Source organism: Sphaerotilus sulfidivorans (assembly GCF_013426975.1).
Taxonomy (GTDB): Bacteria; Pseudomonadota; Gammaproteobacteria; order Burkholderiales; family Burkholderiaceae_C; genus Sphaerotilus; species Sphaerotilus sulfidivorans.
On the sequence record NZ_JACCPY010000003.1, the window covers coordinates 127334 to 154169 of the forward strand.

General features: G+C 70.0%; 24 protein-coding genes, 2 tRNA genes and 1 other RNA gene. 21 read left to right on the forward strand and 6 right to left on the reverse strand.

The window, feature by feature from the left end; translation table 11 throughout:
* The first annotated feature begins 171 nt into the window (after nucleotides 1–171).
* The 14 genes from HZU84_RS02815 (at nucleotide 172) to HZU84_RS02880 (ending at nucleotide 12500) form a co-directional block, all read left to right on the forward strand.
* Complete coding sequence (locus tag HZU84_RS02815; RefSeq protein ID WP_149503064.1) at nucleotides 172–615, forward strand: DUF192 domain-containing protein; 444 nt, start codon at nucleotides 172–174, stop codon at nucleotides 613–615.
* A 123-nt stretch (nucleotides 616–738) separates the two neighbouring features.
* Nucleotides 739–1527 carry a sulfite exporter TauE/SafE family protein gene (locus tag HZU84_RS02820; RefSeq protein ID WP_149503063.1) on the forward strand — a complete coding sequence of 263 codons (789 nt, stop codon included), beginning with the start codon at nucleotides 739–741 and terminating at the stop codon, nucleotides 1525–1527.
* A 35-nt stretch (nucleotides 1528–1562) separates the two neighbouring features.
* Nucleotides 1563–3251, forward strand: coding sequence for a nitrite/sulfite reductase (locus HZU84_RS02825; RefSeq protein WP_149503062.1), 1689 nt, complete (start codon nucleotides 1563–1565; stop codon nucleotides 3249–3251).
* A 35-nt stretch (nucleotides 3252–3286) separates the two neighbouring features.
* Nucleotides 3287–3814 (forward strand): DUF934 domain-containing protein, encoded by a 528-nt coding sequence (locus tag HZU84_RS02830; RefSeq protein WP_149503061.1) that lies wholly within the window; start codon nucleotides 3287–3289, stop codon nucleotides 3812–3814.
* On the forward strand, nucleotides 3811–4536 hold the full coding sequence (locus tag HZU84_RS02835) for a phosphoadenylyl-sulfate reductase (RefSeq protein ID WP_149503060.1): 726 nt from the start codon (nucleotides 3811–3813) through the stop codon (nucleotides 4534–4536). Before HZU84_RS02830 ends, HZU84_RS02835 begins: the two co-directional genes overlap by 4 nt.
* A 57-nt stretch (nucleotides 4537–4593) precedes the next feature.
* Nucleotides 4594–5547, forward strand: a complete 954-nt coding sequence (gene cysD, locus HZU84_RS02840) for a sulfate adenylyltransferase subunit CysD (RefSeq protein ID WP_149503059.1) — start codon at nucleotides 4594–4596, stop codon at nucleotides 5545–5547.
* Nucleotides 5547–6848 (forward strand): sulfate adenylyltransferase subunit 1, encoded by a 1302-nt coding sequence (locus tag HZU84_RS02845; protein WP_149503058.1) that lies wholly within the window; start codon nucleotides 5547–5549, stop codon nucleotides 6846–6848. The genes cysD and HZU84_RS02845 overlap by 1 nt, the downstream gene beginning before the upstream one ends.
* Before the next feature lie 17 nt (nucleotides 6849–6865).
* Nucleotides 6866–7630 carry a uroporphyrinogen-III C-methyltransferase gene (cobA, locus tag HZU84_RS02850; protein ID WP_149503057.1) on the forward strand — a complete coding sequence of 255 codons (765 nt, stop codon included), beginning with the start codon at nucleotides 6866–6868 and terminating at the stop codon, nucleotides 7628–7630.
* A 45-nt stretch (nucleotides 7631–7675) separates the two neighbouring features.
* Complete coding sequence (gene fdxA, locus HZU84_RS02855) at nucleotides 7676–7999, forward strand: ferredoxin FdxA (protein ID WP_149503056.1); 324 nt, start codon at nucleotides 7676–7678, stop codon at nucleotides 7997–7999.
* A gap of 17 nt (nucleotides 8000–8016) precedes the next feature.
* Complete coding sequence (locus tag HZU84_RS02860; RefSeq protein WP_310734031.1) at nucleotides 8017–9057, forward strand: NAD(P)/FAD-dependent oxidoreductase; 1041 nt, start codon at nucleotides 8017–8019, stop codon at nucleotides 9055–9057.
* A 205-nt stretch (nucleotides 9058–9262) separates the two neighbouring features.
* Nucleotides 9263–10072, forward strand: a complete 810-nt coding sequence (locus tag HZU84_RS02865) for an ABC transporter substrate-binding protein (protein WP_149503054.1) — start codon at nucleotides 9263–9265, stop codon at nucleotides 10070–10072.
* The gene (locus HZU84_RS02870; RefSeq protein ID WP_149503053.1) at nucleotides 10069–12246 is read left to right on the forward strand and encodes an ATP-binding protein; all 2178 of its coding nucleotides are present in this window, start codon (nucleotides 10069–10071) and stop codon (nucleotides 12244–12246) included. Before HZU84_RS02865 ends, HZU84_RS02870 begins: the two co-directional genes overlap by 4 nt.
* Before the next feature lie 67 nt (nucleotides 12247–12313).
* A tRNA-Asn gene (locus HZU84_RS02875) sits at nucleotides 12314–12389 on the forward strand.
* A gap of 35 nt (nucleotides 12390–12424) precedes the next feature.
* Nucleotides 12425–12500: transfer RNA gene (locus HZU84_RS02880), tRNA-Asn, on the forward strand.
* Nucleotides 12501–12659: 159 nt separating this feature from the next.
* On the opposite strand, the gene HZU84_RS02885 is transcribed toward HZU84_RS02880, so the two are convergent.
* On the reverse strand, nucleotides 12660–12971 hold the full coding sequence (locus HZU84_RS02885; protein WP_149503052.1) for an H-NS family nucleoid-associated regulatory protein: 312 nt from the start codon (nucleotides 12969–12971) through the stop codon (nucleotides 12660–12662).
* A 104-nt stretch (nucleotides 12972–13075) separates the two neighbouring features.
* On the opposite strand from HZU84_RS02885, the gene ffs reads away from it, so the two are divergent.
* Nucleotides 13076–13174, forward strand: an RNA gene (ffs, locus tag HZU84_RS02890) — signal recognition particle sRNA small type.
* Between the two features lie 132 nt (nucleotides 13175–13306).
* Nucleotides 13307–13798 carry a universal stress protein gene (locus HZU84_RS02895; RefSeq protein ID WP_180692767.1) on the forward strand — a complete coding sequence of 164 codons (492 nt, stop codon included), beginning with the start codon at nucleotides 13307–13309 and terminating at the stop codon, nucleotides 13796–13798.
* A 26-nt stretch (nucleotides 13799–13824) separates the two neighbouring features.
* Here HZU84_RS02895 and HZU84_RS02900 read toward each other — a convergent pair whose 3' ends face one another.
* Complete coding sequence (locus tag HZU84_RS02900; RefSeq protein WP_244954441.1) at nucleotides 13825–15570, reverse strand: MFS transporter; 1746 nt, start codon at nucleotides 15568–15570, stop codon at nucleotides 13825–13827.
* A 38-nt stretch (nucleotides 15571–15608) separates the two neighbouring features.
* Nucleotides 15609–16325: a hypothetical protein gene (locus HZU84_RS02905; RefSeq protein WP_149503050.1), complete on the reverse strand. Its 717-nt coding sequence runs from the start codon at nucleotides 16323–16325 to the stop codon at nucleotides 15609–15611.
* Nucleotides 16326–16752: 427 nt separating this feature from the next.
* Here HZU84_RS02905 and HZU84_RS02910 point away from each other — a divergent pair, with 427 nt between their 5' ends.
* Entirely contained in the window at nucleotides 16753–18696 is a 1944-nt protein-coding gene (locus HZU84_RS02910; protein WP_149503049.1) for a PAS domain-containing sensor histidine kinase, read from the forward strand.
* Nucleotides 18693–21233 (forward strand): two-component system response regulator, encoded by a 2541-nt coding sequence (locus HZU84_RS02915; protein ID WP_149503048.1) that lies wholly within the window; start codon nucleotides 18693–18695, stop codon nucleotides 21231–21233. Before HZU84_RS02910 ends, HZU84_RS02915 begins: the two co-directional genes overlap by 4 nt.
* Here HZU84_RS02915 and HZU84_RS02920 read toward each other — a convergent pair.
* Nucleotides 21217–22014 (reverse strand): gamma-glutamyl-gamma-aminobutyrate hydrolase family protein, encoded by a 798-nt coding sequence (locus HZU84_RS02920; RefSeq protein WP_149503047.1) that lies wholly within the window; start codon nucleotides 22012–22014, stop codon nucleotides 21217–21219. The genes HZU84_RS02915 and HZU84_RS02920 overlap by 17 nt on opposite strands.
* Before the next feature lie 175 nt (nucleotides 22015–22189).
* On the opposite strand from HZU84_RS02920, the gene folE reads away from it, so the two are divergent.
* The 3 genes from folE (at nucleotide 22190) to HZU84_RS02935 (ending at nucleotide 24262) form a co-directional block, all read left to right on the forward strand.
* Entirely contained in the window at nucleotides 22190–22912 is a 723-nt protein-coding gene (gene folE / locus HZU84_RS02925; protein WP_149503046.1) for a GTP cyclohydrolase I, read from the forward strand.
* 65 nt (nucleotides 22913–22977) lie between these two features.
* Nucleotides 22978–23406: a BLUF domain-containing protein gene (locus HZU84_RS02930; RefSeq protein ID WP_149503045.1), complete on the forward strand. Its 429-nt coding sequence runs from the start codon at nucleotides 22978–22980 to the stop codon at nucleotides 23404–23406.
* On the forward strand, nucleotides 23393–24262 hold the full coding sequence (locus HZU84_RS02935) for a DUF429 domain-containing protein (protein ID WP_149503044.1): 870 nt from the start codon (nucleotides 23393–23395) through the stop codon (nucleotides 24260–24262). Before HZU84_RS02930 ends, HZU84_RS02935 begins: the two co-directional genes overlap by 14 nt.
* Here the strand turns inward: HZU84_RS02935 and HZU84_RS02940 are convergent.
* Both HZU84_RS02940 and HZU84_RS02945 read right to left on the reverse strand, forming a co-directional pair.
* Nucleotides 24235–26286 carry a putative bifunctional diguanylate cyclase/phosphodiesterase gene (locus tag HZU84_RS02940; protein WP_149503043.1) on the reverse strand — a complete coding sequence of 684 codons (2052 nt, stop codon included), beginning with the start codon at nucleotides 26284–26286 and terminating at the stop codon, nucleotides 24235–24237. The genes HZU84_RS02935 and HZU84_RS02940 overlap by 28 nt on opposite strands.
* Nucleotides 26283–26834 (reverse strand): YfiR family protein, encoded by a 552-nt coding sequence (locus HZU84_RS02945; protein WP_180692768.1) that lies wholly within the window; start codon nucleotides 26832–26834, stop codon nucleotides 26283–26285. Before HZU84_RS02945 ends, HZU84_RS02940 begins: the two co-directional genes overlap by 4 nt.
* Between the last annotated feature and the right edge of the window lie 2 nt (nucleotides 26835–26836).

Below are 26836 nucleotides of genomic sequence, written 5' to 3' on the forward strand. Positions count from 1 at the left end.
GGCAGCCCCCCTCAAAACATGATCCACATCAAGTTCGATCCGGTTCAACCCGGATGTGCCGTGTTGACGCGCCTCACCCACCTGCACCGCTGTGGGGATTCCACCACGAAAGATCGGCATCCTGATCGGCTCCGGCGCCAGAGGCCGGCCAGGCGGCCCCGGGCGGCGCTGATGTCGACGCTGGGTCTGGCGCTGAGCCTGCTGCTGCCGGGTGCCGCTTTCGCCCAGGAGGGACCGCAGAAGCTGCCGGCGATCACGCTGACGGCCGGCATGCACCAGATCCGTGCCGAGGTGGCGCGCACCGACCTGCAGCGCCAGATCGGGCTGATGCACCGCAGCGCGATGCCCGCCGGCGAGGGCATGCTGTTCATCTTCGAGCAGCCCGGCGTGCAGTGCTTCTGGATGCGCAACACGCTGATCCCGCTGTCGGCCGCCTTCCTCGACGACGAGGGCCGCATCGTCAACATCGAGGACATGAAGCCGCAGACCGAGGACTCGCACTGCTCGAAGAAGCCGGTGCGCTTCGTGCTCGAGATGAACCAGGGCTGGTTCGCGAAGAAGGGCCTGTCGGCCGGCAGCCGCATCGGCGGCGAGCCGTTCGCCCGACCGCGCTGATGCACTGCACCCACCATTTATTCACCTACAGATATAAGCATCTCATGAAAATGTAGTTTTCACGCATGACCAGGCTCATTACAGTCGCGCACCTCACCCTGCACGACCCTGAACCTCTGCCTCATGCTCGGACTCTCCATTGACTGGATCGCGATCGCCGCCGGCTTTGGCATCGGCCTGATCGTCGGCGTCACCGGCGTTGGCGGCGGTTCGCTGATGACGCCACTGCTGATCTCGGTGTTCAACCTGGAGAAGGCGGTGGCCATCGGCACCGACCTCTGGTTTGCCGGCCTGACGAAAGTGTCCGGTTCGATCGCGCACCACCGCCACGGCCATGTCGACTACCGCATCACCGCCTGGCTGCTGGCCGGCAGCATTCCAGCCTCGATCGGGACGACCGCGTGGATGCACACGGTGGGCATCACCAAGCAGGCCGACAGCATGCTGAGCTACGCGCTGGGCATCGCGCTGGTGCTGACAGCGGTGACGATCATCTTCCGTCCCGTGTGGCACCGCGTCGGCCTGTGGCTGGAGCAGTTCATCACGCCGCAGCGCCAGACCGGCCTGACACTGCTGTGCGGACTGATCCTGGGCGTGTTGGTGTCGCTGAGCTCCATCGGCGCCGGCGCACTGGGCGCGACGATGATCCTGCTGCTGTACCCTCGCCTGCCGACGACGCGGCTGGTCGGCACCGACATCGCCCACGCCGTGCCGCTGACGCTTGTGGCAGGCATCGGCCATGCGACGCTGGGCAATGTCGAATGGATGCTGCTGCTCGAGCTGCTCGTGGGCTCGGTGCCGGCCATCTGGATCGGCGCGCGCCTGACGAAGATGCTGCCCGATGTCTGGACGCGCCTGGCGCTGTGTGCCTCGCTGCTGCTGGCTGCCCGCAAGATCCTGATGACCGCCTGAGTGCGAGAGCCTGAACGAACGACCCGAAACCCTCCATGTACAAGTACACCGACTTCGACCGCCAGTTCGTCCGCGCCCGGGCGGCCCAGTTCCGCGACCAGCTCGACCGCCACTTCGCCGGCCAGCTCGACGGCGACGACTTCAAGGCACTGCGCCTGCAGAACGGCTGGTACATCCAGCGCCATGCGCCGATGCTGCGCGTGGCGGTGCCCTACGGCGCGATCGGCAGCGGCCAGATCCGCGCGCTGGCCGAGATCGCGCGGGTGCATGACCGCGGCTATGTGCACTTCACCACCCGCCAGAACGTCCAGTACAACTGGATCCCGCTCAAGCAGGCCGCCGACGTGATGGACAAGCTGGCGGCGGTCGACATGCACGGCATCCAGACCAGCGGCAACTGCATCCGCAACATCACCACCGACGGCCTGGCCGGCGTGGCCGCCGACGAGCTGGTCGATCCGCGCCCCTACGCCGAGGTGCTGCGCCAGTGGAGCACGCTGCATCCCGAGTTCGCCTTCCTGCCGCGCAAGTTCAAGATCGCCATCTCCGGCGCCGCGGAAGACCGTGCCGCGATCGGCTGGCATGACGTGGGCCTGCAGCTGGTGAGGAACGACGCCGGCGAGATCGGCTTCAAGGTGCTGGTCGGCGGCGGCATGGGCCGCACGCCGATCATCGGCTCGGTGATCCGCGAATTCCTGCCCTGGAACCAGATCCTGGTCTACCTGGAAGCCGTGGTGCGGGTCTACAACCGCTACGGCCGCCGCGACAACGCCTACAAGGCACGCATCAAGATCCTGGTCAAGGCCGAGGGCCAGAAGTACTTCGACCAGGTCGAGGCCGAGTTCCGCCAGATTCTCGAGAACGACCCGGACGGCGCGCTGCACCTGATCCCGCAGGCCGAGCTCGACCGCGTCGCGGCCTGCTTCACCCGCCCGGCCGGCGTCGAGCCGCTGGCCGAGCCGGCCGCGGACGCCGACGCGCCGCTGGCCTACCAGCGCTGGCTGCAGCGCAATGTGCACGCGCACCAGGTGCCGGGCTGGCGCGCGGTGACGCTGTCGGTCAAGCGTGCCGGCCAGGCGCCGGGCGACGCCACCGACGCCCAGCTCGACGCCGCGGCCGACCTGGCCGACCGCTTCTCGCTCGGCGAGCTGCGCGTCACGCACGACCAGAACCTGCTGCTGCCCTGGGTCAAGGCCAGCGACCTGCCCGAGGTCCACGCCGCCGCCAAGGCCGCCGGCTACGCCACGCCCAACATCGGCCTGGTCACCGACATGATCGCCTGCCCGGGCGGCGACTTCTGCGATCTGGCCAACGCGCGCTCCATCCCGGTGGCCGCCGAGCTGACCGAGCGCTTCGCCGATCTGGACGAGGTGTTCGACCTGGGCGAGATCGACCTGCACATCAGCGGCTGCATCAACTCCTGCGGTCACCACCACAGCGGCCACATCGGCATTCTCGGCGTCGACAAGGACGGCAGCGAGTGGTACCAGGTGACGCTGGGCGGCTCGGACGGCTCGGCCCATGCGCCGCTGGCCGTGCCGGGCAAGGTCATCGGTCCGTCGTTCGCCGCCAGCGAGATCACCGACGCGGTCGAGGCCATTCTCGACACCTACCGCGAGCTGCGCCAGCCCGACGAGAAGTTCATCGACGCGCTGCACCGCATCGGCCTGGACCCGTTCAAGGCCGCCGCCAACGCCCAGCGCACCGCCACCGCCCGCGCCTGAGCCGCGGCCGACCGACATCCGGAACACGACACACCATGAAGTTCATCGACATCGCCCATGACCCGTGGCACACCGTCGGCGGCGAGGACGGCCCGATCCCGCACCCGCAGCCCAAGGACCATCTGCTGCTGACGCTGGAGCAGTGGCACGCGGTGCGCGAGACCTGGCCGGCCGGCCTGGCCGTCGGGGTGATCCTGCCCAACAGCGTCGACGTCGAGACGCTGGCCGCCGACCTGCCGCGCCTGTCGCTCGTCGCGCTGCAGTTCCCGAAGTGGGTGGACGGCCGTGCCTACACCCAGGCCCGGCTGCTGCGGGTGCGCTACCAGTTCCAGGGCCAGATCCGCGCCACCGGCGAGGCGCTGGTCGACATGCTGCCGCTGATGCAGCGCACCGGCTTCGACGCGGTGGCGCTGCGCCGCGACCAGTCGCGCGAGGCCGCCGAGCGCGCGCTGGGCTTCTTCGCCGGCCACTACCAGGGCGCGGTCGGCGAGGCCCGCCCGGTCTTCGCCCGTCCGGCCGCGACCGGCGGCGCCGACTTCCTCAACGCCGGAGCCGCGATATGAGCGCGATCGCCCTGTACGGCCGCAGGAAGCCGGGCTTCGAGGACCGCCTGGAAGCGGCCCTGCAGGCGCTGAAGGATGCCGCCGCCGCCCACCCCGGCAGCATCATCCAGTCGACCAGCCTCGGCGCCGAGGACATGGTCGTCACCGACCTGATCGCGCGCCATCAGCTGCCGATCACGCTGGCGACGCTGGAGACCGGCGCGCTGCATGCCGAGACGGTCGCGCTGATCCCGCGGATCGAGGCGCACTACGGCCTGAAGGTCGAGGTCTACCGCCCGGTGCAGGAGGCCGTGATCGAGTTCGTGCAGAAGAACGGCGAGAAGGCGATGTACGAGAGCATCGCGCTGCGCAAGGCCTGCTGCGGCGTGCGCAAGATGGAGCCGCTCTCGCGCATGCTGGCCGGGCGCACCGCCTGGGTCACCGGCCTGCGCCGCGAGCAGTCCAACGCACGCGGCGAGGTCCGCACCGTCGAGGCCGACGACCAGGGTCGTGCGAAAATCAATCCTCTGGTGGACTGGTCCTGGAACGACGTGTGGCACTACATCGCCGCCAACGAGGTGCCCTACAACCCGCTGCACGACCAGTTCATGCCGAGCATCGGCTGCGCTCCCTGCACCCGCGCGATCGCGGTGGGTCAGGAATTCCGCGCCGGTCGCTGGTGGTGGGAAGACGAATCGGCCAAGGAATGCGGCCTGCACGTCTCCCAGAAGCCGGCGGCCTGAGCGCGAGAGTCGCGCCGCCCTGCCCCCCCCGAACACACGACGACTGTCCCCGAGACCATGACCCAAACGCTTCCCGACGTGGACCACCGCCACCTCGACGCGCTGGAGGAAGAGGCGATCTTCATCCTGCGCGAGGTCGCCGGCGCCTTCGAGCGTCCCGGCCTGCTGTTCTCCAGCGGCAAGGATTCCTGCGTGGTGCTGCACCTCGCCGAGAAGGCCTTCAAGCAGAAGACCTCCCGGCCCGGCGAGCGCCCGACCTTCAGCGGCCGCCTGCCCTTCCCGCTGGTGCATGTCGACACCGGCCACAACTTCCCCGAAGTCATCCAGTTCCGCGATGAGCGCATCAAGGAGATGGGCGAGCGCCTGATCGTCGGGCATCTGGAAGACTCGATGAAGAAGGGCACGATCCGTCTGGCCCACCCGCTGGAGTCGCGCAACGGCCACCAGACGGTGACGCTGCTCGAGACCATCGAGGAGCACCGCTTCGACTGCATGATCGGCGGCGCCCGCCGGGATGAAGAGAAGGCGCGCGCCAAGGAGCGCATCTTCAGCCACCGCGACGCCTTCGGCCAGTGGCAGCCCAAGGAGCAGCGTCCGGAGCTGTGGAACCTGTTCAACACCCGCATCAAGCCGGGCGAGCACTTCCGCGCCTTCCCGATCAGCAACTGGACCGAACTCGACGTCTGGCTCTACATCGCCCGCGAGAACATCCCGCTGCCGAGCATCTACTACACGCACAAGCGCGAGATCTACCGCCGCAAGGGCCTGCTGGTGCCGGTGACCGACGTGACGCCACCCTCGGCTGAGGACACCGTCGAGACGGTCGACGTGCGCTTCCGCACCGTCGGCGACATGACCTGCACCTGCCCGGTGGAGTCGGACGCCGCCACCACCGCCGACATCGTCGCCGAGACGCTGCAGGTGACCGTCTCCGAGCGCGGTGCCACCCGCATGGACGACCGCACCTCCGAGGCCTCGATGGAGCGCCGCAAGAAGGAAGGCTATTTCTGATGAGCACCGTGGAACACATCGACGCCGGCGAGGAACTGGCGCACAAGGCCCTGCGCTTCCTGACCGCGGGCAGCGTGGATGACGGCAAGAGCACCCTGATCGGCCGCCTGCTGTTCGACAGCCGCGGCATCCTGGCCGACAAGCTCGACGCGCTGGAGAAGCGCGCCGCCGGCGCCCCGATCGACCTGTCGCTGCTGACCGACGGCCTGGAGGCCGAGCGCGAGCAGGGCATCACCATCGACGTCGCCTACCAGTACTTCGCGACCAAGAGCCGCAAGTTCATCATCGCCGACGCGCCCGGCCACGAGCAGTACACCCGCAACATGGTGACGGCCGCCGCCGGCAGCGATGCCGCGGTGGTGCTGGTGGACATCACCAAGCTCGACACCTCGGTGCCTGAGGTGGTGCTGCTGCCGCAGACCCGCCGCCACAGCCTGCTGGCGCGTCTGCTGCGCGTGCCCAGCATCGTCTTCGCGATCAACAAGCTCGACGCGATCGAGGTCGGCACGCAAGCCGCCTTTGACGCCGTGGCCAAGGCGCTGACCAAGTTCGCCGAAGAAGCCGGCATCGCCGTGCGCGGCATCGTGCCGGTCTCCGCGCTGCGCGGCGACAACGTCGCCACCCCGTCGGCGAACTGGGACTGGTACACCGGCCCGACGCTGCTGCAGCTGCTCGAGACGCTGCCGGTCACCGACGAGGCGCATGACGGCCACCTGCTGGTGCCGGTGCAGTACGTGGCCCGCGACGAGGGCCAGGGCACCGGCCACCAGCACCGCGTGATGTGGGGCCGCATCGCCCACGGCGGCGTGAAGGCCGGCGACACGGTGCAGATCTACCCCAGCGGCGAGACCGCGGTGGTGGCCGAGGTGCGCCACGCCGGTCTGGTGGTCGACGGCTGCGAGGCCGGCCAGTCCGCCGGCATCGTGCTGGACCGCCAGGTCGACGTCTCGCGCGGCGACTGGATCTTCACGCCCGGCAGCGCGCCGGTGCAGCAGAACTTCGGCGGCACGCTGGCCTGGCTCGACACCGAGCCGGCGGTGCTGGGCCGCAAGTACTGGGTGCGTCACGGCAACCGCTGGGTGCAGGCGCGCATCACCGCCATCGAGCACCGCCTGGACATCAACACGCTGGAGCAGGTCGAGGCCGAGCAGCTCTCGGTCAACGAGATCGGCCGCGTGCAGATCCAGACCCAGCAGGCGCTCCCCGTCGAGGCCTATGCCGACAACCGCGTCGGCGGCGCGCTGATCGTGGTCGATCCGACCACCAACCGCACCAGCGGCGCGCTGCTGGTCGGCGCCTGAGCCAGGACGGCCGAGCCATGAGCGAGGTGCGTGTCGTCTTCGTCGGCGCCGGCCCCGGCTCGGCCGACCTGATCACGCTGCGCGGGCTGCAGCGCCTGCGTCAGGCCGAGATCGTGCTGGCCGACGCGCTGACCGACCCGGCACTGCGCCAGGAAGCGCCCGACGCCGAGTGGATCGACGTCGGCAAGCGCGGCTTCAGCGCCGAGAGCACCGGCCAGGCACGCATCAACCTGCTGCTGGTCGAGTCGGCACGCCGCTCGGCGCGGGTGGTGCGCCTGAAAGGCGGCGACCCGAGCATGTTCGGCCGCCTCGAGGAGGAGCTGCACGCGCTCGGCCAGGCCGGCATCGCCAGCGAGGTGGTGCCCGGCATCACCTCGGCGCTGGCCGCGGCCGCCGCCACGCAGCAGCCGCTGACGCGTCGCGGCATCGGCCGCAGCGTCGCCTTCAGCACCGCGATGACCCGCACCGGCGACCTCGAGGCCCGGCGCAGCGCCGACACCGAGGTCTTCTACATGGCCGGGCGCCAGCTGCCCTCGCTGGCCGAGCGCCTGGCCGAGGTCGGCTGGCCGGCGGACACGCCGGTGGTGGCGATCTCGCGCGCTGGCTGGCCCGACGAGCGCTTCAGCCGCCACACGGTGGCGACGCTGGCCGAGGCCGACGCGCTGCATCACGGCCGCCCGACCCTGGTCACCGTCGGCGCCGGCGCCCGTCCGGTGCTGCCGGACGATGCGCACGGCGCGCATGACCCCGATCAAGCCCCTGCCCCGGCCTCCGTGGCCTGAGCCCGTAGAATCCCGCCCTTCAACCCTGAACCGAATTCCCCCGTCATGACCCACGTCGTCACCGAAGCCTGCATCCGCTGCAAGTACACCGACTGCGTCGATGTCTGCCCCGTCGACTGCTTCCGCGAAGGCCCGAACTTCCTGGTGATCGATCCGGACGAATGCATCGACTGCGCGGTCTGCATTCCCGAGTGCCCGGTCAGCGCCATCCTCCCCGAGGAGGACGTGCCGGCCGACCAGCAGGTCTACATCAAGCTCAACGCCGAGCTGTCGCCGAAATGGCCCAGCATCACCAAGCGCAAGGACCCGCTGCCCGATCACGCCGACTGGAAGGACGTGACCGGCAAGCTCGACCAGCTGATCCGCTGATCCCGGCCGCACCGATCGTGCAGACCGATGCGCTGGTGATCGGCGCGGGCCCGGTCGGCCTGTTCCAGGCCTTCCAGCTCGGCCTGCTCGGCCTGTCGGTGCAGATCGTCGACGCGCTGCCGCAGGCCGGCGGTCAATGCATCGAGCTCTATGCCGACAAGCCGATCCTCGACATTCCCGGCATCCTGGAGTGCAGCGGCCGCGAGCTGACCGAGCGTCTGCTGGCGCAGCTCGCACCCCTGGCGCCAGGCTGGCACCTCGGCCATGAAGTCACGCGGCTGGCCCGCCGTGACGATGGCCGCTTCGATGCGGCCTGCGCCGATGGCACCGCCTTCGACGCCGGTGCCGTCTTCATCTGCGCCGGCGTCGGCGCCTTCCAGCCGCGTCGCCTCAAGGCGCCGGGCCTGGAAGGTCTCGAGGGCCGCCATCTCCACTACCACCCCGCGACCGATCCGGCCGCGCTGGACTGCTTTGCAGGCCAGCGCGTGCTGGTCATCGGCGGCGACGAGGCGGCGCTGGTCCGCGCCGCCGCGCTGGCCGAGCGGCCCGGTCAGCCGCCCGTGCAGCTGATGCACCGCCGCGACGTGCTGCAGGCCGACGCGACCCTGCTGACGCGCATCGACGCGCTGCGCCAGGCCGGGCACCTTGTCTTCCATGCGGCGCAGCTCGCCTCAGCACGCCAGGACGAGGCCGGCCGGCTGCTGCAGGTCGACATCACGCTGTCCGACGGCGGCCTGCGCACGCTGGATCTCGACACGCTGATCGTCTGCCAGGGCCTGAGCCCGCGCCTGGGCCCGATCGCCGACTGGGGCCTGGCGATGGACCGCAAGCTGCTGGTGGCGGACCCGGCCACCTTCGAGACCAGCGCGCCCGGCATTCATGCCGCCGGCGACATCGTCAGCTATCCCGGCAAGAAGAAGCTGATCCTGTGCGGCTTCCATGAGGCCACGCTGGCCGCACATGCCGCGCACGAGCGCCTGCGCCCGCACGAGCGCGGCCCGCTGCTCTACACCAGCAGCAGCACGCTGCTGCAGCAGCGCCTCGGCCGACACGGATGAGGCTTGAGCGCGAGACATCGCCTCGCGCTCGCGCTGCTTATTTCCGTAAAATCCGGCACGCGCAATATCGGCAAAAGCTCCGCAGCGCATCCCTCTCTTGTCCGAACCCGGACCCCTGCCGTCACACTTCTGATTCGTCGCATCGGTGGCGGACACCTCGAACAGGATGAAGAAGAAGGTTCTAAGCACGCGCCTGCTGCGGATGATGAGGCCGCTGCTGCTCTGCCTGTCCGGCGCCCTGCTGCTGCTGCCGACGGCGCAGGCCGCTGGCACTGGTGCCGACACGCTCAAGCAGATCCAGCGCCGGGGCGAGCTGCGGGTGTGCATCTGGCCGGACTACTACGGCATCAGCTACCGCAATCCCAAGACCCGCCAGCTCAGCGGGCTCGACATCGACCTGTCGGCCGAGCTGGCGCGCGAGCTGGGCGTGCGGCTGCAGCATGTCGACTCCTCGTTCGCGACCCTGATCGATGACCTGCGCGAGGTCCGCTGCGACATCGCGATGTTCGCGGTCGCCGCACTGCCGCAGCGCCGCCAGCACCTGGCCTTCAGCCAGCCCTACCTGAGCAGCGGCATTCATGCGATCACCACCCGCAGCAACCGGGTGGTGCGCCGCTGGGAGGACATCGACCGGCCGGGCGTGCTGGTCGGCGTGCAGGCCGGCACCTTCATGGCGACCGTCATGCGCGACGAGCTGCGCCATGCCACGCTGGTGGTGGTCAAGGCGCCCGACACCCGCGAACAGGAGCTCGAGTCCGGTCGCATCGATGTCTTCATGACCGACTATCCCTACAGCCGTCGCCTGCTCGACAGCGCCGACTGGGCGCGGCTGCTGAGCCCGCCGCAGCCGCTGCATGTGCTGCCCTACGCCTATGCGCTGCGGCAGGGCGACGCGGCCTGGCTGGCCCGGGTGGACCAGTTCGTCGCGCACATCCGCCAGGACGGCCGGCTCGCGGCCGCCGCGCGCCGGCACGGCCTGTCCGAGATCGTCCAGCGCACCGGGAACAAGCCATGAAGCCGGCCGAGGCCCCGCAAGCCCGCACGCTGATCGACAGCAGCCGGCTGCTCTGGCTCGGCATGACTCTGCTGGTCGGGGTGGCGCTGCTGACCGCCGCCTATGCCGCACGGCAGCGCCAGACGGTCATCGCCGACGAGACACGGCGCATGGACACGCTGGTGCGGGTGCTGCAGGGCGAGACGCAGCGCCTGCTCGACACCAGCGCGCTGATGCTGCAGACCCTGGCCAGCCGGATCGACCGTCAGCCTGCGGGCGAGACCGACGCGTTGCGCGAGAGCATGCTCGCGACCCTGCGCATCGCACCGCAGATGCGCAGCCTGTGGCTGATCGACACCGAAGGCCGGATCCTGGCGGCCACCCACGCGCCGCAGGATTTGCGCCCGCTCGACACCGGCCGGCTGACGCTGGCCAGCGAGGCCGGGGAGATCCGGCTGGGCGGCTGGCTGCCCGGTCGAGATCTGCGCCAGAGCGGCGTGCCGCCCGCTGGCGTGGGCGTGATGACCCTGTCGACCCGGATCGCGGCGGCTGAGGCCGGTCCGGCACGCCCACCCGTGCGCCATCTGATCGCCACCCTCAACCCCGACGCGCTGGCCTCGCAGCAGCAGCGCCTGCTGGGACACGGCACGCTGTCGGCCGCGCTGCTGGACTTCCAGGGCCAGATTCTCGGCGGCACCGATCAGCTCGTCGCCAGTCCGGGAGAATCCCGCCCGACCCTGCCCGCGCTGCAGGACTTCCTGCCGGAGCGCGAGCACGGCCACTACGACAGCCCTGGCATCGACGGCACGCAGACGCTCAGCAGCTTCGATGCCAGCGGGCGCTGGCCGGTGTTCACGCTGCTGGAGCAGCCGGTCGACGCGGTCGAGACCATCGTGCGCGACAAGCTGCTGTGGTCGGTGATGATGATGTGCGCCTCGATGGGACTGATCGGCCTGGGCACGCTGCTGGCCTGGCGGGCCCTGAGAACGCAGGAGCAGCTGATGCTCACGCTGCAGCAGACCCGCAGCCAGCTCGTCGACAGCGAGGGCCATCTGCGCACCCTGATCGAGGCCGCGCCGGCCGCGATGTTCGTGCTCGATCCGCTCGGACGCTACGCGATGGTCAACCAGGCCTTCGAGGATCTGCTCGACGTGCGCCGCGAGCAGCTGCTGGGCCAGCGCGGTGAAAGCCATGAGCGGCTGCGCCAGCTCGCCTACCACCAGGCGCTCGACCATGCCCTCTGGAGCAGCAGCGGCAGCGGGCGCAGCCACTATGTCGAGGAGTTCGTGCTCCAGGGCGGCGAGCGCCGGCAGATGCTGGTCACCAAGGTCACGCTGCGCCGCCCGGGCGAGCGCGCCGGCGGCATCATCGGCAGCCTGACCGACGTCACCAGCTTCCACGAGGCCGAGCAGCGCGCGGCCGAGGCCCGCCAGACCATCGAGGCTGCCTACCGAGCCGAGTCGGAATTCATCGGCAACCTCAGCCATGCGCTGCGCACGCCGCTGCAGTCGATCATCGGCTTCTCCGAGCTGGGCCGACTGCGCACCCGGCGCGATGCGGCGCTGCAGGAACTGTTCGGCCATGTGCATCAGGCCGGTCTGCGCATGCTCGGCGTGGTCGATGACCTGCTGGATCTGTCGCGGCTCAAGAGCTCGGCCGGCACGCTGCACTGCACGCCCAACGACACCCTGGCGCTGGTGCGCGAGGTGGTCGGACATGCGCGCGAGGCCCCCGCGGGCCTGGGCCGCTCGATCCGGATCGAGCACGCCAGCGATCTTGCCGCCTGGGCCTGCGTCGATCCGCTGCGCTTCCAGCAGGTGGTGCGGCTGCTGGTCGAGCGTGCGCTGGCGCTGACGCCCACCTCCGAGCCGGTCACGCTCAGCGCCGAGATCGACTTGCAGGAGCGGCTGCACTGGCGCGTTCGCGAGACCGGTGCAGCGCTGCCCGACAACGAGCACGAGACGGTGTTCGACGCCTTCTTCCAGTCCCGCCGCAACGGCGCCGCCCCGAATGCCAGCCAGGGCAGCGGCCTCGAGCTGGCCATCTGCCGCCAGATCATGCGAGAGCTCGGCGGTGACCTGATCTACCAGCCGCACCCGCAAGGCGGCGGGGTCTTCGACTTCTGGCTGCCGCACACCACCCCGGAACGCTCGGATCCACGTCCATTCGAGGCATCGCAAAAAAAAGCGGCCTGACCTCTTGCAGACCATCAAAGTTTCACAATAGAATTCAATTCTTGTCAGCTGACGCAGACAAATCTGATCCCTGATAGCTCAGTCGGTAGAGCGACGGACTGTTAATCCGCAGGTCCCTGGTTCGAGTCCAGGTCGGGGAGCCAAGCATCAGATTCATCCGCATCATCAGCCAGACTGTTCCCTGATAGCTCAGTCGGTAGAGCGACGGACTGTTAATCCGCAGGTCCCTGGTTCGAGTCCAGGTCGGGGAGCCAAAAATTCAATCAGATCAACGCCCTCGCGCCGCAAGCGCTGGGGCGTTTTTCCTTGTCGGCTGCCGCGTTGACGCTTTTGTCCGTCTGTCCGTCAGCTCCGCGCTTTCCATCGCGCCGCACGGTCCGCAGGCCTGCGGCGCTTTGCATTTCAGGCGCCGATCATCCCTCCCCGACCGCGCGGCGCAGCTCGTCGACGGTGTAGCCCTCGCGGATCAGGGCCTCGCGCAGCCAGGCAGGCTGAGGACCCAGGCCGTCCCAGGTGGCACCGGACACCGGATGGCGATAGCGCACCTCGGCCGGCGCCGCCGGTGCGGCACGCGTGAGCGGTCCGCGCAGCTCATGGGGCTCGATGCGCCAGAACGCCATCAGGCGGTGGATCTTGCGCAGGGCGATCTGCCGTTCTGCCTGACCTTCATTCGCGCCCTCTGCGGCGCCATCCGTGTCAGACCGCGATTCGATGTTCTTCTTCATCCGTCGATTGTCTCGGGTGCGTGGGGATCATGCGCATGGTGGCACAGGCCGCATGACGCGGCAGGGCGGGAAGCGTGTGGAAAATATCAGCTACAATCTTGGTTGACGGGCCTCCCTGCATGGGGGCGCGGCCAACCGGGTCAGGTCGGGAACGAAGCAGCCCTAACCGTTAGCACTCAGTGCCAGGGTCAAGGCTCGTCACCCTCCCCCGCTCCGCGCGATCTCTCCACTCCTCCCTACCGTCTTTCTCGAGATTCCTTGTGCCATTCGACCTGCATGCGCAGGCGAGCGGGACTACGATGAGCCCTGTCCATCGTCCCCAAGGAGAACCTCTGATGATCCGCATCCTGCTGCCCTTTGATGGAAGCGAACATGCGCTCGACGCCGTGCGTCACGTGATCGGGATGAGGCAGGCGGGCCTCGAGATCGAGGCGGTGCTGCTGAACGTGCAGGATCCGCCGCACCTTTACGAGGTGGTTCTCGCGCCCGATGCCGACCTGATCGACAGTGCCAGCCATGAGGCCGGAGAGCATGTGCTCGCCCCGGCCGCGGCGCTGCTGCAGACCGCGGACCTCGCGTTCGAGACGGCGGTCGTCACCGGCGACGCCGCCCATGAGATCGCCGAGCAGGCGCTGCTGCTGGGCTGCGATCAGATCGTCATGACCACGCTGAGCCACGGCGCACTGCTCGGGCGGCTGCAGGACGCCGTCTCGCACGAGGTGGTGCGCCGTGCCCGGGTGCCGGTCACGCTGGTGCCGCCGCCGCTGCGCGAGGTCGAGGCCGACGACCTCGCCGCGCTGGGTGCCGAGGACGACGGCACCTCCTGACCGCCCCCGCACCCGCGCCGGGGGCCTCAGCGCCCCAGCCGGTTCGGGTGCCAATACAGGAACTTGGCGTAGATGTCGACGTCCTTGGTCTCCCGGATGAAGGCCAGGCCGACCGCGAAGGTCAGACCGGCCACCGCGATCGGGAACCACAGACCGTGGTACATGCTGCCGTCCTGAGCCGACATGCCGAAGGCGATCGACGGCAGCAGACCGCCGAACCAGCCATTGCCCAGGTGGTAGGGCAGCGACATCGCGGTGTAGCGGATGCGGGTCGGGAACATCTCGACCAAGGCCGCGCCCAGCGGGCCGTAGACCATCGCGACCAGCACCATCAGCGCCGCCAGCACCAGCACCACGCCGACCCGGTTCATCCGGTCCGGATCCGCCTTGACCGGATAGCCGGCCGCGGCCAGCGCATCCGGCAGCACCTCCTTGCGGAAGTGCGAGACCTCCAGCAGGCTGTCCTGGTCGAAGCGGCTGCCGTCGTCGGTCAGCACGCCCTCGGGCGGCTGCAGCACCGTCTCGCCGATGCGCACCTCGGTGGGCGTGCCCGGCGCCACCGCCTCGTTGTGATAGCTGGCCGACAGCTGGGCCAGCGTGCGCTTGGCGATGTCGCAGGCCGACGAGAAGCTGAGATCGGTCGCCAGCGGATTGGCCTGGAAGGAGCAGGTCGCCGGGTCGGCGCGCACCACGATGCGCACCTTCTGCTGCGCCTCGGCCAGCGCCGGATTGGCGAAGTGGGTCAGCGCATGGTAGAGCGGCTGCAGTCCCAGGCAGGCCAGCAGCAGCCCGGTCATGATGACCGGCTTGCGGCCGATGCGGTCCGACAGCATCCCGAAGCCGACGAACAGCGGCAGCGTGATCAGCAGCGCCACCGTCATCAGCCAGGTCGCGGTGCTCGCCTCCACCTTCAGCACGCCGGTCAGGAAGAACAGCGCGTAGAACTGGCCGGTGTACCAGATCACCGCCTGTCCGGCGACCAGGCCGAACAGCGCCAGCACGATCACCCGCAGGTTCTTCCACTGGCCGAAGCACTCGGCCAGCGGCGCCTTCGAGCCACGCCCCTCCTGCTGCATGCGCCGGAAGGCCGGCGACTCGGTCAGCGACAGGCGCAGCCACAGCGACAGCGACAGCATCAGCGCCGACAGGCCGAACGGCACCCGCCAGCCCCAGTCGGCGAAGGCGGCCTCGCCCAGCAGCGTGCGCACGCCCAGCACCACCAGCAGCGACAGCAGCAGGCCGATGGTGGCGGTGGTCTGGATCCAGCCGGTGTAGGCGCCGCGCTGGTGCTGCGGCGCGTGCTCGGCGACATAGATCACCGCGCCGCCGTACTCGCCGCCCAGCGCCAGGCCCTGCAGCATGCGCAGCGCCACCAGCGCGATCGGCGCGAACACGCCGGCGGTGCTGTAGGTCGGCAGCAGCGCCACCAGCACCGTCGAGATGCCCATCAGCAGCACGGTGGCCAGGAAGGTCTGCTTGCGGCCGATGCGGTCGCCGAGATGGCCGAAGATCACCGCGCCGATCGGACGCACCACGAAGCCGGCCGCAAAGGCCAGCAGTGTCAGGATGAAGGCCGCACCCGGCTCGAGCGAGGTGAAGAACTGCCGGGCGATGACCGAGGCCATCGCGCCATACAGGAAGAAGTCGTACCACTGGAAGATCGTGCCGATCGAGGAGGTCAGCACCAGGCGACGCTCCTGCGTCGTCATCGGCAGGCGTTCGTCGCGTTCGATCTCGTCGGACAGGTCAGGGGAATCCGGCAGGCGGGACATCGATCATCACTCCAGGACGGAAGACAGGACAGCGGACATCACAGGCGCAGCCCCGCGATCGTCTCGAGCAGCTGGCGCGGCGCGAAGTGCGCCGCCTCGGGATGCGCCTCGGCGGTGCGCAGCGCACGGCCAAGGATCTGCTCGGCACCATTGCGGCCGAAGGCATCGACCAGCGCCACATGCAGCACCCGCACCAGATCGGCCAGATCGCCAGCCGCGCCGGGCAGGCGCCAGTCGCTGTCGAGCGGCCGGCTCCAGGCGGCGCGGAAGGCCAGGCGCAGCGAAGGCGACGCCGCGGCGGTGTCGGCACGGCGCAGCACGTCGCGACGCACCTCGTCGAGCGCCTCGACATGGAAGCGCTGCACCTCGGCCACCACCGAGCCGACCAGCACGCCGAACAGCACCGCGGCCGGCTCGCTCTCCGGCGCCCGGGGCGGCGTGGCCGCAGGGGCCGGCGGCACCCGGCCCTCGTCGCGCGCAGCCTGCAAGGCGCGCTCGACCGGATTGATGACCGGTGCAGCCGGCGCGATGGGTGCAGCCACCGGCGCAGGCGGCATGACCGGCGCCGGCGGCTGGGCTGCGGCGCGGGCCGCCTGCATCTGCGGCCAGGGATCGGCCGGCAGCCGGTCCTCGCGTTCGCGCAGGGCCTTGTAGAAGTCGCTGTAGAGCCGCTTGACGGTGGCCGCATCGAAGAGATGCTGCGCCGCCAGGCGATCGACGAAGGCGATGATGTCGGAGACCTGATCGGCCCGCATGGTGTCGTGCTGGAGCCACAGTGCTTCATGCAGGGCCGCCTCATGGAGCAGCGGCTGAAGCACCAATGCCGCGGCGCGGCGACGCAGAGAACGCGGATCAGAGGGCATCACGGACCTCGACGCACCTGCCGAGGCAGAAAAGGGGAACAGATTTCATGGGGATCGTGGGCAGCCGTCATGCGGGCAAACCCTGTTCTTGGAGTCGGAAGTCAAGGCCAATGGTCAAGAAACCATCAGCCAGCCCTGATCAGATCACACTTCGGCGATTGCAGCGTTCCGGCCTGACCCGGTGTTGACAGAGGTACCGGAAGGTTTTTCATGCCTGACCCCGGGCAATCCGCGAAAGATCACCGGGCATCCATGCGAGACTGCCGCCAGACTCGCGTTCTGCGACATCTTTCATCTTTTCGACTCGATTCCGGTTTTCATGTCCGCCACCGTGCCCCCTGACCTGCTGGCTGCGCTCGTGCCCGATGCCGCCGTCCTGGTGGACGACGGCGACGGCCTGGTGCGCGGCTTCAACACCGCGGCGGCACGGCTGTTCGGCCCCGGGCTGCAGCCGGGGCGGGCGATGTGCACGCTGATCGGCCCGGAACATCGGAAGGCGCTTCAGGCCCTGCTGGCCGAACCGCCTGCGGATGAGCAGACGCAGACGGTGACGCGACGGCTGCCGCTGCGCCTGGAGACCGGTGCGCCTGCCGGCCTGTCGCCTCGGGCGATGCTGCGCGTCGGCCTGCGCCACGCCGGCCTGCGCCTGTGGCAGTTCGAGGAGCTCGGCCGCCCGGAGCGCCACGATCCACTGCACCTGCGCATCTTCGACGCGATGCCGCATGCGATGCTGGTGGTCGACCACGAGGCACGGGTGCTGGCAGGCAATGCCGCAGCGCTGGAGCTGTTCGGACTCGACCCCCAGGCGCTGCGGGGCAGGCGCATCGACCAGCTCGGCTGGATCCATCTCGACGATCACGGGCATCCGCGCGCCTTCGACGCCGGCATGCTGCACGAAATGCTGGCGGCCGAGCCCGCCCCAGGCCAGCCACGAGGCAGCCGACAACTCTGCCTGCCAGCACAGGACGGCCGTCTCGAGCGCTGGCTCGATCTGTCGGCCACCTCGGTGGCGCTGCTGCCGGGATTGCCGACGACCAGTCATGTCTGCGCCATCGTCGACATCAGCGAGCGGGTTCGCGCAGAGCGCCAGCGCCAGCAGGCCGACCAGCTGCTGGCGCGCTTCATGCAGCTGTCGCCGGGCGCGCCGTTCGCGCTGGAGCTCGACGGCGCACCGGCGCGGCTGCGCTTCACCATCATCTCGCCCGGCCTGTGCCGGGCCTTCGGCCGCGACGAGCACGAGCTGGCCGCGCCGGACTTCCGGGTGCTGCCGCATGTGCACGCTCAGGATCGCGATGCCATGGCGCAGGCGATGCGCGAGGCCGCACTTCATCTGACCGACTTCCATCACGAGTTCCGCCTGCTGCACCCCTTGCGGGGCCCGGTCTGGCATGAAGCCCGGGCCACGGTGGAGATCGACGCGACCGGGCGGCCCGGCGCCTACGGCTATCTGCTGGACATCAGCGCGCGCAAGCGGGCGGAACAGCAGCTCGAGGCGATGCATGCCGGCCTGGAGCAGCGGGTTCGCGAGCGCACCGAGGAACTCGAGGCCAAGCACCGCGAGATGGAGCGCTTCACCTATTCGGTCTCGCATGACCTGAAGGCGCCGCTGCGCGGGCTCGACGGCTACAGCCGGCTCCTGCTGGCCGAGAAGCGCGACCAGCTCGACGACGAGGGCCGGCTCTTCGTCGACAACATCCGCCAGGCGGCCCGCCAGATGAGCCAGCTGATCGAGGATCTGCTGGCCTACTCGCGTGTCGAGCGGCTGCGTCCGACCCTGGTGGCGCTGCCGCTGCGCGGCCTGATCGACGAGGCGCTGGCGGAGCTGGACGACAACCTGCGCCGCCAGGCGTCCGAGATCCGCATCGACACCGGCACGCTGTCGGTGCGCGGCGAGCGGCGCGGCCTGCTGCTGGTGCTGCGCAACCTGCTCGACAACGCGATCAAGTTCCGACGCCCGGACCGGCCCTGCCAGATCACGATCACCGCGCGACCGCTCGAGGCGCCTGGCGGCGGCACCGAGCTGACGATCGCCGACAACGGCATCGGCTTCGACATGCGCTATCACGACCGCATCTTCGAGATCTTCCAGCGCCTGCATCGGGTCGAGGACTATCCCGGCACCGGCATCGGCCTGGCGATCGTGCGCAAGGCGATGGAGCGCATGAACGGCCGCATTCACGCCCGCGCCGAACCCGGACGCGGCGCCACCTTCGTGCTCGAATTTCCCCCTGCCGCCGGCAGCATCGGCGGCCAAGACCCATGAACCTGATCTACGTCGAGGACAACCCGCTCGATGCCGACCTGACCCGCCGGATGCTGGCGCAGCAGGCCCCGCAGATGCAGCTGCGGCTGGCCGGCACGCTCGAGCAGGCGCGCGCGCTGCTGGCCGATGCCGCCCGCCCCTGCGACGTGCTGCTGATCGACATGAACCTGCCCGATGGCAACGGCATCGAGCTGGTGGCGCAGGTCCGTCACAGTCGGCCCGGCACCACGGTGCTGCTGCTGACTGGCTGCGGCGACGAGGAGGCAGCGGTGCGCGCGCTGCGCAGCGGCGCCGACGACTACATCGTCAAGGACACCCGCTATCTCGACACGCTGACCCAGACCATCGCCGCGGCCCGCCAGCGCCGGCTCGAGCGGCCCGACCATGCGCCGGCCCAGGTGCTGCATGTGCTCTATGCCGAGCGCACCGCCAGCGATGTCGACCTGCTGCGCCGCCGCCTGCGCCAGCAGGCGCCGCACATCCTGCTCGATGTGGTCGGCAGCGGCGAGGCGGTGCTGGCCGCGCTCGAGCACGGCAGCCCCGACGGGCTCGGCCCGGTCGACGCGCTGCTGCTCGACTATCTGCTGCCGGGCATGAACGCGCTCGAGCTGATCCGCGAGATCCGCGAGGTGCGCGGCCTGGACCTGCCGATCGTCGTCATCACCGGCCAGGGCGACGAGGAGGCCGCCGCGCAGGCCATCCGCCTCGGTGCGCACGACTACCTGGTCAAGCGCGACCTGGCGATGCCGCGCCTGCACATCGCGCTGGAGTCCGCCTGCCTGCAGGTCCAGCTCGAGCGCGAGCGCCGCGCGCTGGCCGAAAGCGAGCGCCGGCTGCGCGAGCTGGCCGACGCCATCGACGATGTGGTCTGGCTCAGCGACCCGGTCGCGGGGCGGCTGCTTTACATCAGCCCGGCGATCGAGCGGATCTGGGGTCTGCCCGCAGCCGGCCTGCTGGACGACTGGCATGCATGGACCGCGCACATTCATCCCGAGGACCGCGAGCGCGTGCTGCGCGAGATCCGCGCCGGCGCCGCCGACCGGGACAACTACGACACCCGCTTCCGAGTCATCAAGCCCTCCGGCGAGGTGCGCTATGTGCATCTGCGCAGCTTCGCGGTGCAGGACGAGCGCAGCCGCACCGTGCGCCGCGCCGGCATCGCGCAGGACGTGACCGAGCAGCATCTGCAGGAGCTGCGCATCCAGCACATGGCCTATCACGATGCGCTGACCGGCCTGCCCAACCGCTCGCTGGTGCTCGACCGGCTCGAGCAGGGGCTGCGCATGGCGCGCCACCGCGGCCGCATGCTCGCGGTGATCTTCATCGACCTGGACCGCTTCAAGAACATCAACGACACGCTCGGCCATCTGGTCGGCGACGAGCTGCTGTGCCAGGTGGCACTGCGGCTGCGCCAGCAGCTGCCGCCGGAGGTCACGCTGGCGCGACTCGGCGGCGACGAGTTCCTGGTGCTGATCGAGGATCTGACCGAGGCAGCCCAGGTCGCGCAGACCGCCGAGGAACTGGTCCGCGCGTTCGAAGAGGCCTTCCTGATCGATGGCCACGATCTGCATGTGAGCGCCAGTCTCGGCGTGAGCCTGTATCCGCGCGACGGCAATGACGAGCATCTGCTGCTGAAGTACGCCGACACCGCGCTCTACCGCGCCAAGGCGGCCGGCCGCAGCACCTACTGCTTCTTCAGCCCGGAAATGGACCGGCAGGCGCATGCCCGGCTGCGCCTGGAGAACGACCTGCGCCATGCGATCGACCGCAACGAGCTGTGCCTGCACTACCAGCCGCAGTTCGATGCCTGCGGCCGGCTCGTCGGCGTCGAGGCGCTGCTGCGCTGGCCCCATCCGCAGCGCGGCATGATCAGCCCGGCCGAGTTCATCCCGATCGCAGAGGAAAGCGGCCTGATCCACCCGCTGGGCGACTGGGTGCTCGGCGAGGCCTGCCGGCAGGTGCGGCAGTGGCAGCGGCAGGGCCATCCGGAGATGCGGGTGGCGGTCAACCTGTCGGTGCGCCAGCTGCAGCGCCGGGGTCTGGACCAGACGGTGCGCTCGGAGCTGCGCCGCAGCGGCCTGGAGGCCGCGTACCTCGAGCTGGAGATCACCGAGTCCAGCATGATGGAGGATCCGGCCGGCACGATGACGCTGCTGCATGCGCTGCGCGGCATCGGCGTGCAGCTCTCGGTCGACGACTTCGGCACCGGCTACTCCAGCCTGGCCTACCTGAAGCGCTTCCCGCTGCAGCGGCTCAAGATCGACCGCTCCTTCGTCGACGGCATCCCGGACGACAGCGACGACATCGCCATCGTCGAGGCCATCGTCGCGATGGCACGCAAGATGAACCTGCGCATCGTCGCCGAGGGCGTCGAGACCGGCGCGCAGCACGAGATGCTGACCCGCCTGGGCTGCGACGAGATGCAGGGCTATCTGCTCGGCCGGCCGATGGCCGCCACCGAGCTGGAGGCGCTGCTGGTGCGCGGCCGTGCCAGTGCAGGCGCCAGCGCCGGAGTCGGCCTCAGCCTCGGCGCCTGAGGCAGGCGGCCAGGAACTCCTCGAGGATCGGCCGGCCGTCGAGCTGCGACGGGTGATGCTGGTCCTGGGCCATGAACTCCGGATGCCATTGCATGCCGAAGACCAGGCTGGGGCCGCGCCAGCGGATCGCCTCGACCAGTCCGTCGGGCACCGAGCGTGCCTCGACCACCAGATCGCGCCCCAGGTCCTTCACCGCCTGATGGTGGATCGAGTTGATCGTCGTGCGCTGCACACCCGGATAGAGCCGCGCCAGCCCGGAGCCGGGCAGGATCTCGGCATCATGGAACTGGCGGTCGTACTGCTGCACATGCAGGTGCTGCACCTCGGAGGGCCGCTGGCTCGGGATGTCCTGGTAGAGCGTGCCGCCCAGCGCCACATTGATCAGCTGGCAGCCGCGGCAGATGCCCACCACCGGCTTGCCCGCGCTGACGAAGGCGTCGAACAGGTCGATCTCGTAGCGGTCGCGCACCCGGTCGCCGCTCCACTCCGGGCGCAGCGGCGTCTCGCCATAGCTCTCGGGCGCGATGTCGTTGCCGCCCTGCAGCACCAGGCCGTCGAGCTGGCTGGCGTATTCGGCCAGGCTCATCTCGCTGCGCGCGAGCATGCCCTGGCTCTCGATGGCGGGAATCATCACCGCCAGCGCCCGCCCGCCCAGGATCCAGTGCGCCACCGACTGCTCCAGATAGTGCAGCGTGCGGGTGAAGACGCCGCCGATGTCGGCCACCGGCGCGGCCGGAAAATAGATGCGGGCGGAAATGCCGATCAGCGGCGGACGAGACATGGGCAGGACATCCTTTGCGGGTCGATTCTCGCAAACCCGGAGTCTCTTGCCCGCACCGAAGTGTGGTTTTGTGTTCGACCGACCGCTCGCCATGCGGGGGGATGACCTCGCTGCTAGCATGGCGACCGAGACCTGAAAGACAGACGTGCAAGACAACGACGACTCCCGCCGCGCCATGAGCCTTCCGACCCCGCCGCAGGACCGACCGGATGACGAGGGCCGGCCGATCTCGACGGTGATCCGCGAGCGCATCCGCGCCTCCGGCCGACGCTTCCACGCCAACGACAACATCGCCGACTTCATCCGCCCGGGCGAACTCGATGCGCTGCTCGACGAGGTCGCGGGCCAGATGTCGGGCGTGCTGCGCAGCCTGGTGATCGACACCGAGAGCGATCACAACACCCAGGACACCGCGCGCCGCGTCGCCAAGATGTACCTGAAGGAGGTCTTCCGCGGCCGCTACGAGCCGCAGCCGCCGGTCACCGAGTTCCCCAACGCCGAGCGTCTGGGCGAGCTGATGATCGTCGGGCCCATCACCGTGCGCAGCGCCTGCTCGCACCACCTGTGCCCGATCATCGGCAAGCTGTGGATCGGCATCCTGCCCAACGAGCACTCGGCGCTGATCGGCCTGTCGAAGTACGCCCGCCTGGCCGAATGGGTGATGAGCCGCCCGCAGATCCAGGAAGAGGCGATCATCCAGGTCGCCGACCTGCTGGCCGACAAGATGCAGCCCGACGGCCTGGCGCTGGTCATGGAGGCCGACCATTTCTGCATGGGCTGGCGCGGCGTGCGCGATCTGGACTCGAAGATGATCAACAGCGTGATGCGCGGCGCCTTCCTGAAGGATCCGAACCTGCGCCGCGAGTTCCTGTCGCTGCTGGGCCAGCGCAAGGGCTGAGCCCGGCCGCACCGCAGCCCCCCAACCGCCTGCCACTGCCCTTCCCGGGCGAAGAGGAATTCCCGATGATGGTCCGTCTTCTGTATGCCAGCCGCGCCACCGCGGTCAGCCCCGAGACGATCGACGCGATCCTGGCGCAGTCGCGCACCCGCAATCCGACGCAGGGCATCACCGGCATCCTGTGCCACGGCGGCGATGTCTTCATGCAGGTGCTCGAGGGCGGGCGCGACGCGGTCAACCGGCTCTATGGCTCGATCGTGCGCGACAGCCGCCACCATGACGTGACGCTGCTGCATTTCGAGGAGATCGCCGAGCGGCGCTTCTCCGGCTGGACGATGGGCGTGGTCAATCTGACGCGGGTCAATCCGTCGATCGTGCTGAAGTACAGCGCCCGCCCGGTGCTCGATCCCTTCACCGTGCCGGGCCGGGCCTCGATGGCGATGCTCGAGGAGCTGATCGCCACCGCCTCGATCGTCGGGCGTGCCGGCGGCTGAGCCTTCGCCGCGCCTGCGCCTGCTGGGCGTCGACTTCAGCAGCCGGCCCGACCGGCGCAAGCCGATCGTCGTGGCCGAGGGCCACCGGTGCGATGCGTCGGGCCGGCTGCGTCTGGACCGGCTGCGCGAGCTGTCCGATCCGGCCGACTTCTCCTGCCTGCTGACCGAGCCCGGCCCCTGGCTGGGCGCCTTCGACCTGCCCTTCGGCCTGCCGCGCGAACTGGTCGAGACGCTGGGCTGGCCAAGCGGCAGCTGGGCGGCGCTGATCGACCATTACCGGCGCCTGTCACGCCAGGAGATCCGCGCCGCCTTTGCCGCCTTCTGCGCCGCCCGGCCGGCGGGCGCGAAGTTCGCGCACCGGGCCTGCGACCGGCCGGCCGGCGCCTCGCCGTCGATGAAATGGGTCAACCCGCCGGTGGCCTTCATGCTGCATGCGGGCGCGCCGGCCCTGCTCGATGCCGGCTGCCATCTGCCCGGCCTGCATGAGGGCGACCGCAGCCGCATCGCGCTGGAGGGCTATCCCGGGCGCAGCGCCCGCGCGGTGCTGGGCCGACGCAGCTACAAGAGCGACGACCCGGCCCGCCAGGACGAGGGCCGGCGCCAGGCGCGCCAGACGCTGGTGCAGGCGCTGGAGCAGGACGAAGGCCTGCAGATCGATGCCGAGCAGCGCACCGCGCTGCTCGAGGACGCCCGTGGCGACCGGCTGGATGCGGTGCTGTGCCTGCTGCAGGCCGCGCAGGCCAGCCAGGCGCCCGGCTTCGGCCTGCCGGCGGCGGTCGATCCGCTCGAGGGCTGGATCACCGGCGTGGCCACGACCGGCCCCGACCTTCAGACCGCCAGGCCCGAGGCCGCGTGACGCGCCAGGAAGGGCTCGACCTGCTCGACCGGCAGCGGCGGCGCCACCAGATAGCCCTGCACCAGCGTGCAGCCCTCGGCACGCAGCGCCTCGAGCTCGTCGGGCGTCTCCACGCCCTCGGCCAGGGTGGCCATGCGCAGGCCGGTGGCCATGTCGATGATCGCGCGCACGATCACCCGGGCCTGAGGATCGCGGGTCAGCGCCTGGACGAAGCAGCGGTCGATCTTCAGCTTGTCGAAGGGGAAGCGGCGCAGATAGGCCATCGACGAGTAGCCGGTGCCGAAGTCGTCGAGCGCGATGCGCACGCCCAGCCGGTTCAGGCCGTGCAGCTGCGCCAGCGTCGCCTCGGTCTCGTTGAGCAGCACCGACTCGGTGATCTCGACCTCCAGCCGCGCCGCCGGCAGGCCCGACTGGCGCAGCGCCCGCTCCACCAGCGCCGGCAGATCCTGGGTCATCACCTGCACCGCCGAGAGATTGACCGCCACCGACAGCGGCCGTGACCACTGCGCGGCGATGCGGCAGGACTGCAGCAGCACCCACTCGCCGATCTCGTTGATCAGGCCGGCATCCTCGGCCACCGCGATGAATTCGGCCGGCGAGACCTGGCCCAGATCGGGATGGCGCCAGCGCACCAGCGCCTCGAAGCCGACCACCCGGTCCCCGTCCAGATCGAGCTGCGGCTGGAACACCACCGAGAGCTGGCGCAGCGCGATGGCATTGCGCAGCGCCCGCTCGAGCTGCAGGCGACGGACCACGCCGGTGCTCATGTGGGGCGAGTAGAAGCTGGCACGCCCGCGCCCGCCGGCCTTCGAGGCATAGAGCGCCAGGTCGGCGTTCTTCAGCAGCTGATCGGGCAGGCGGCCGTCGGCCGGCGCCAGCGCGATGCCCACGCTCACGCCCATCGGCACCGTGAGCCCGTCGATGTCGACCGGCTGGCACAGCGCGGCCAGCACCCGCGCGGCGAAGCCGGCCGCCTCCTCGGGCGAGCGCACATCGCGCAGCACCACCGCGAACTCGTCGCCGCCGAGCCGCGCCACCGGGTCGCCCGCGCGGGCCAGGGCGCGCAGGCGCTCGCCCACGCAGCTCAGCAGCCGGTCGCCGACATCATGGCCCAGTGCATCGTTGACCATCTTGAAGCGGTCCAGGTCCAGGCACAGCACCGCAAACCCGCGGGCATCGACCGCCGCCAGCGCCTCGTCGAGCAGCAGCCGGAAATGGTGCCGATTGCTCAGCCCGGTGACCGCATCGACATGCGCCAGCGTGAACAGGCGCTGCTGCTGCTTCTTCAGCATCGCCTCGCGCACCTCCAGCTCCTCGAGCAGGCGGTTGAAGCCGGCGTAGAGCTGACCGACCTCGTCGTCACGGTCGGTGCTGACCCGGGTGGCGTAGGCATGGGTGTGGGAGACGGTGCGCATCACGTCGGCCAGGGCCACGATCGGCCGCACCACACCGTCCTGGCCGGCGATCGCCGCGGCCGCGGCCAGCCCGCCGATCAGCGTCGCGCCCAGCAGCACCAGCAGCGCGCGCAACGCGGTGGCGCTGAAGGTCGGCGTCGCATCGATGCACAGCAGCAGCCGGCCCAGCGGCGCGCCGTCGAGCTCGATCGACGCCACCGCATGGGCACGAGCCGCGTCGGTGATGCCCGCCTGCAGCGCCAGCATGTGGGCGGCGTCCGGCATCTGCTCGCCCGGCGCCAGGTAGTGCGCGACCACGATGCCGCGCGCATCGCCCAGCACCGCCCAGCGCACCTCGGCCACCTGGCCGAGCGCCTCGAGCACCCGCTGCGCGGCGGCCGCGTCGGCAAAGGCCAGCGCCGCACGGGTGTTCTGCGCCAGCACCTGGGCCAGCGCCTGGCCGCGCTCCTCGACCCGCTGGCGCGAAGTCTGGTACTCCATCACCGTGACGACCACGAACAGCAGCAGCGAGGCCAGCAGCGTCGAGCCGACCACCAGCAGGCCGAGCTTGCTGCGCAGCGGCAGCAGCGCGAAGCGGCGGCGGATGCGGAACGGCAGCGTGCCGATCATGGCGCGCCCTCGCGCCGCAGCGGCGCCTCGATCACGCCGACCGCCAGCGACAGCAGATCGGAGGACAGCTTCAGCCCCGCCTGGCTGGCCGCACCCAGATGGATCTCGAAGCGCAGCCGGCCGCCGTGGCGCAGCAGCCCGATCATGCCGCCGCGCTGCACGAAGCCGGGCTGGTCGCTGACGGTCAGCACCGGCTGGCCGGTCAGCGCCACCAGCGCCAGACCGGGCTCGGAGACGAACAGCAGATGGCAGCCGCGCGCCTCCTCGGCCCGCTGGATCTGGCGCCACTGCACGCTCGCGCCCTGCAGCGGCCGGCCCTGCAGCGCACGCAGCGCCTGCTCCAGATCCTCGCGCTGACCGTACTGGCACAGCTGCATCACGCCCTGGCGCTGGGGCAAGACGGCCGCAGGCCACTGGGTGAAGCGCGCGAAATTGGCGACGAAGGCCGCCTGCACCATCGCCTCGTCCGAGCCGGCCTGTGCGCTGCGCAGCGGCGCCAGCACCGCGACGGCCAGCGCGGTCACGAGCGGGAACAGGACAGCTCTCATCG

Excerpts from the sequence above, each read along its gene's own strand:
- HZU84_RS02815 (WP_149503064.1), top strand. The coding sequence starts at position 172 with ATGTCGACGCTGGGTCTGGCGCTGAGCCTGCTGCTGCCGGGTGCCGCT.
- HZU84_RS02820 (WP_149503063.1), top strand. The coding sequence starts at position 739 with ATGCTCGGACTCTCCATTGACTGGATCGCGATCGCCGCCGGCTTTGGC.
- HZU84_RS02825 (WP_149503062.1), top strand. The coding sequence starts at position 1,563 with ATGTACAAGTACACCGACTTCGACCGCCAGTTCGTCCGCGCCCGGGCG.
- HZU84_RS02830 (WP_149503061.1), top strand. The coding sequence starts at position 3,287 with ATGAAGTTCATCGACATCGCCCATGACCCGTGGCACACCGTCGGCGGC.
- HZU84_RS02835 (WP_149503060.1), top strand. The coding sequence starts at position 3,811 with ATGAGCGCGATCGCCCTGTACGGCCGCAGGAAGCCGGGCTTCGAGGAC.
- cysD (WP_149503059.1), top strand. The coding sequence starts at position 4,594 with ATGACCCAAACGCTTCCCGACGTGGACCACCGCCACCTCGACGCGCTG.
- HZU84_RS02845 (WP_149503058.1), top strand. The coding sequence starts at position 5,547 with ATGAGCACCGTGGAACACATCGACGCCGGCGAGGAACTGGCGCACAAG.
- cobA (WP_149503057.1), top strand. The coding sequence starts at position 6,866 with ATGAGCGAGGTGCGTGTCGTCTTCGTCGGCGCCGGCCCCGGCTCGGCC.
- fdxA (WP_149503056.1), top strand. The coding sequence starts at position 7,676 with ATGACCCACGTCGTCACCGAAGCCTGCATCCGCTGCAAGTACACCGAC.
- HZU84_RS02865 (WP_149503054.1), top strand. The coding sequence starts at position 9,263 with ATGAGGCCGCTGCTGCTCTGCCTGTCCGGCGCCCTGCTGCTGCTGCCG.
- HZU84_RS02870 (WP_149503053.1), top strand. The coding sequence starts at position 10,069 with ATGAAGCCGGCCGAGGCCCCGCAAGCCCGCACGCTGATCGACAGCAGC.
- HZU84_RS02885 (WP_149503052.1), bottom strand. The coding sequence starts at position 12,971 with ATGAAGAAGAACATCGAATCGCGGTCTGACACGGATGGCGCCGCAGAG.
- HZU84_RS02895 (WP_180692767.1), top strand. The coding sequence starts at position 13,307 with ATGATCCGCATCCTGCTGCCCTTTGATGGAAGCGAACATGCGCTCGAC.
- HZU84_RS02900 (WP_244954441.1), bottom strand. The coding sequence starts at position 15,570 with ATGTCCCGCCTGCCGGATTCCCCTGACCTGTCCGACGAGATCGAACGC.
- HZU84_RS02905 (WP_149503050.1), bottom strand. The coding sequence starts at position 16,325 with ATGCGGGCCGATCAGGTCTCCGACATCATCGCCTTCGTCGATCGCCTG.
- HZU84_RS02910 (WP_149503049.1), top strand. The coding sequence starts at position 16,753 with ATGTCCGCCACCGTGCCCCCTGACCTGCTGGCTGCGCTCGTGCCCGAT.
- HZU84_RS02915 (WP_149503048.1), top strand. The coding sequence starts at position 18,693 with ATGAACCTGATCTACGTCGAGGACAACCCGCTCGATGCCGACCTGACC.
- HZU84_RS02920 (WP_149503047.1), bottom strand. The coding sequence starts at position 22,014 with ATGTCTCGTCCGCCGCTGATCGGCATTTCCGCCCGCATCTATTTTCCG.
- folE (WP_149503046.1), top strand. The coding sequence starts at position 22,190 with ATGAGCCTTCCGACCCCGCCGCAGGACCGACCGGATGACGAGGGCCGG.
- HZU84_RS02930 (WP_149503045.1), top strand. The coding sequence starts at position 22,978 with ATGATGGTCCGTCTTCTGTATGCCAGCCGCGCCACCGCGGTCAGCCCC.
- HZU84_RS02940 (WP_149503043.1), bottom strand. The coding sequence starts at position 26,286 with ATGATCGGCACGCTGCCGTTCCGCATCCGCCGCCGCTTCGCGCTGCTG.
- HZU84_RS02945 (WP_180692768.1), bottom strand. The coding sequence starts at position 26,834 with ATGAGAGCTGTCCTGTTCCCGCTCGTGACCGCGCTGGCCGTCGCGGTG.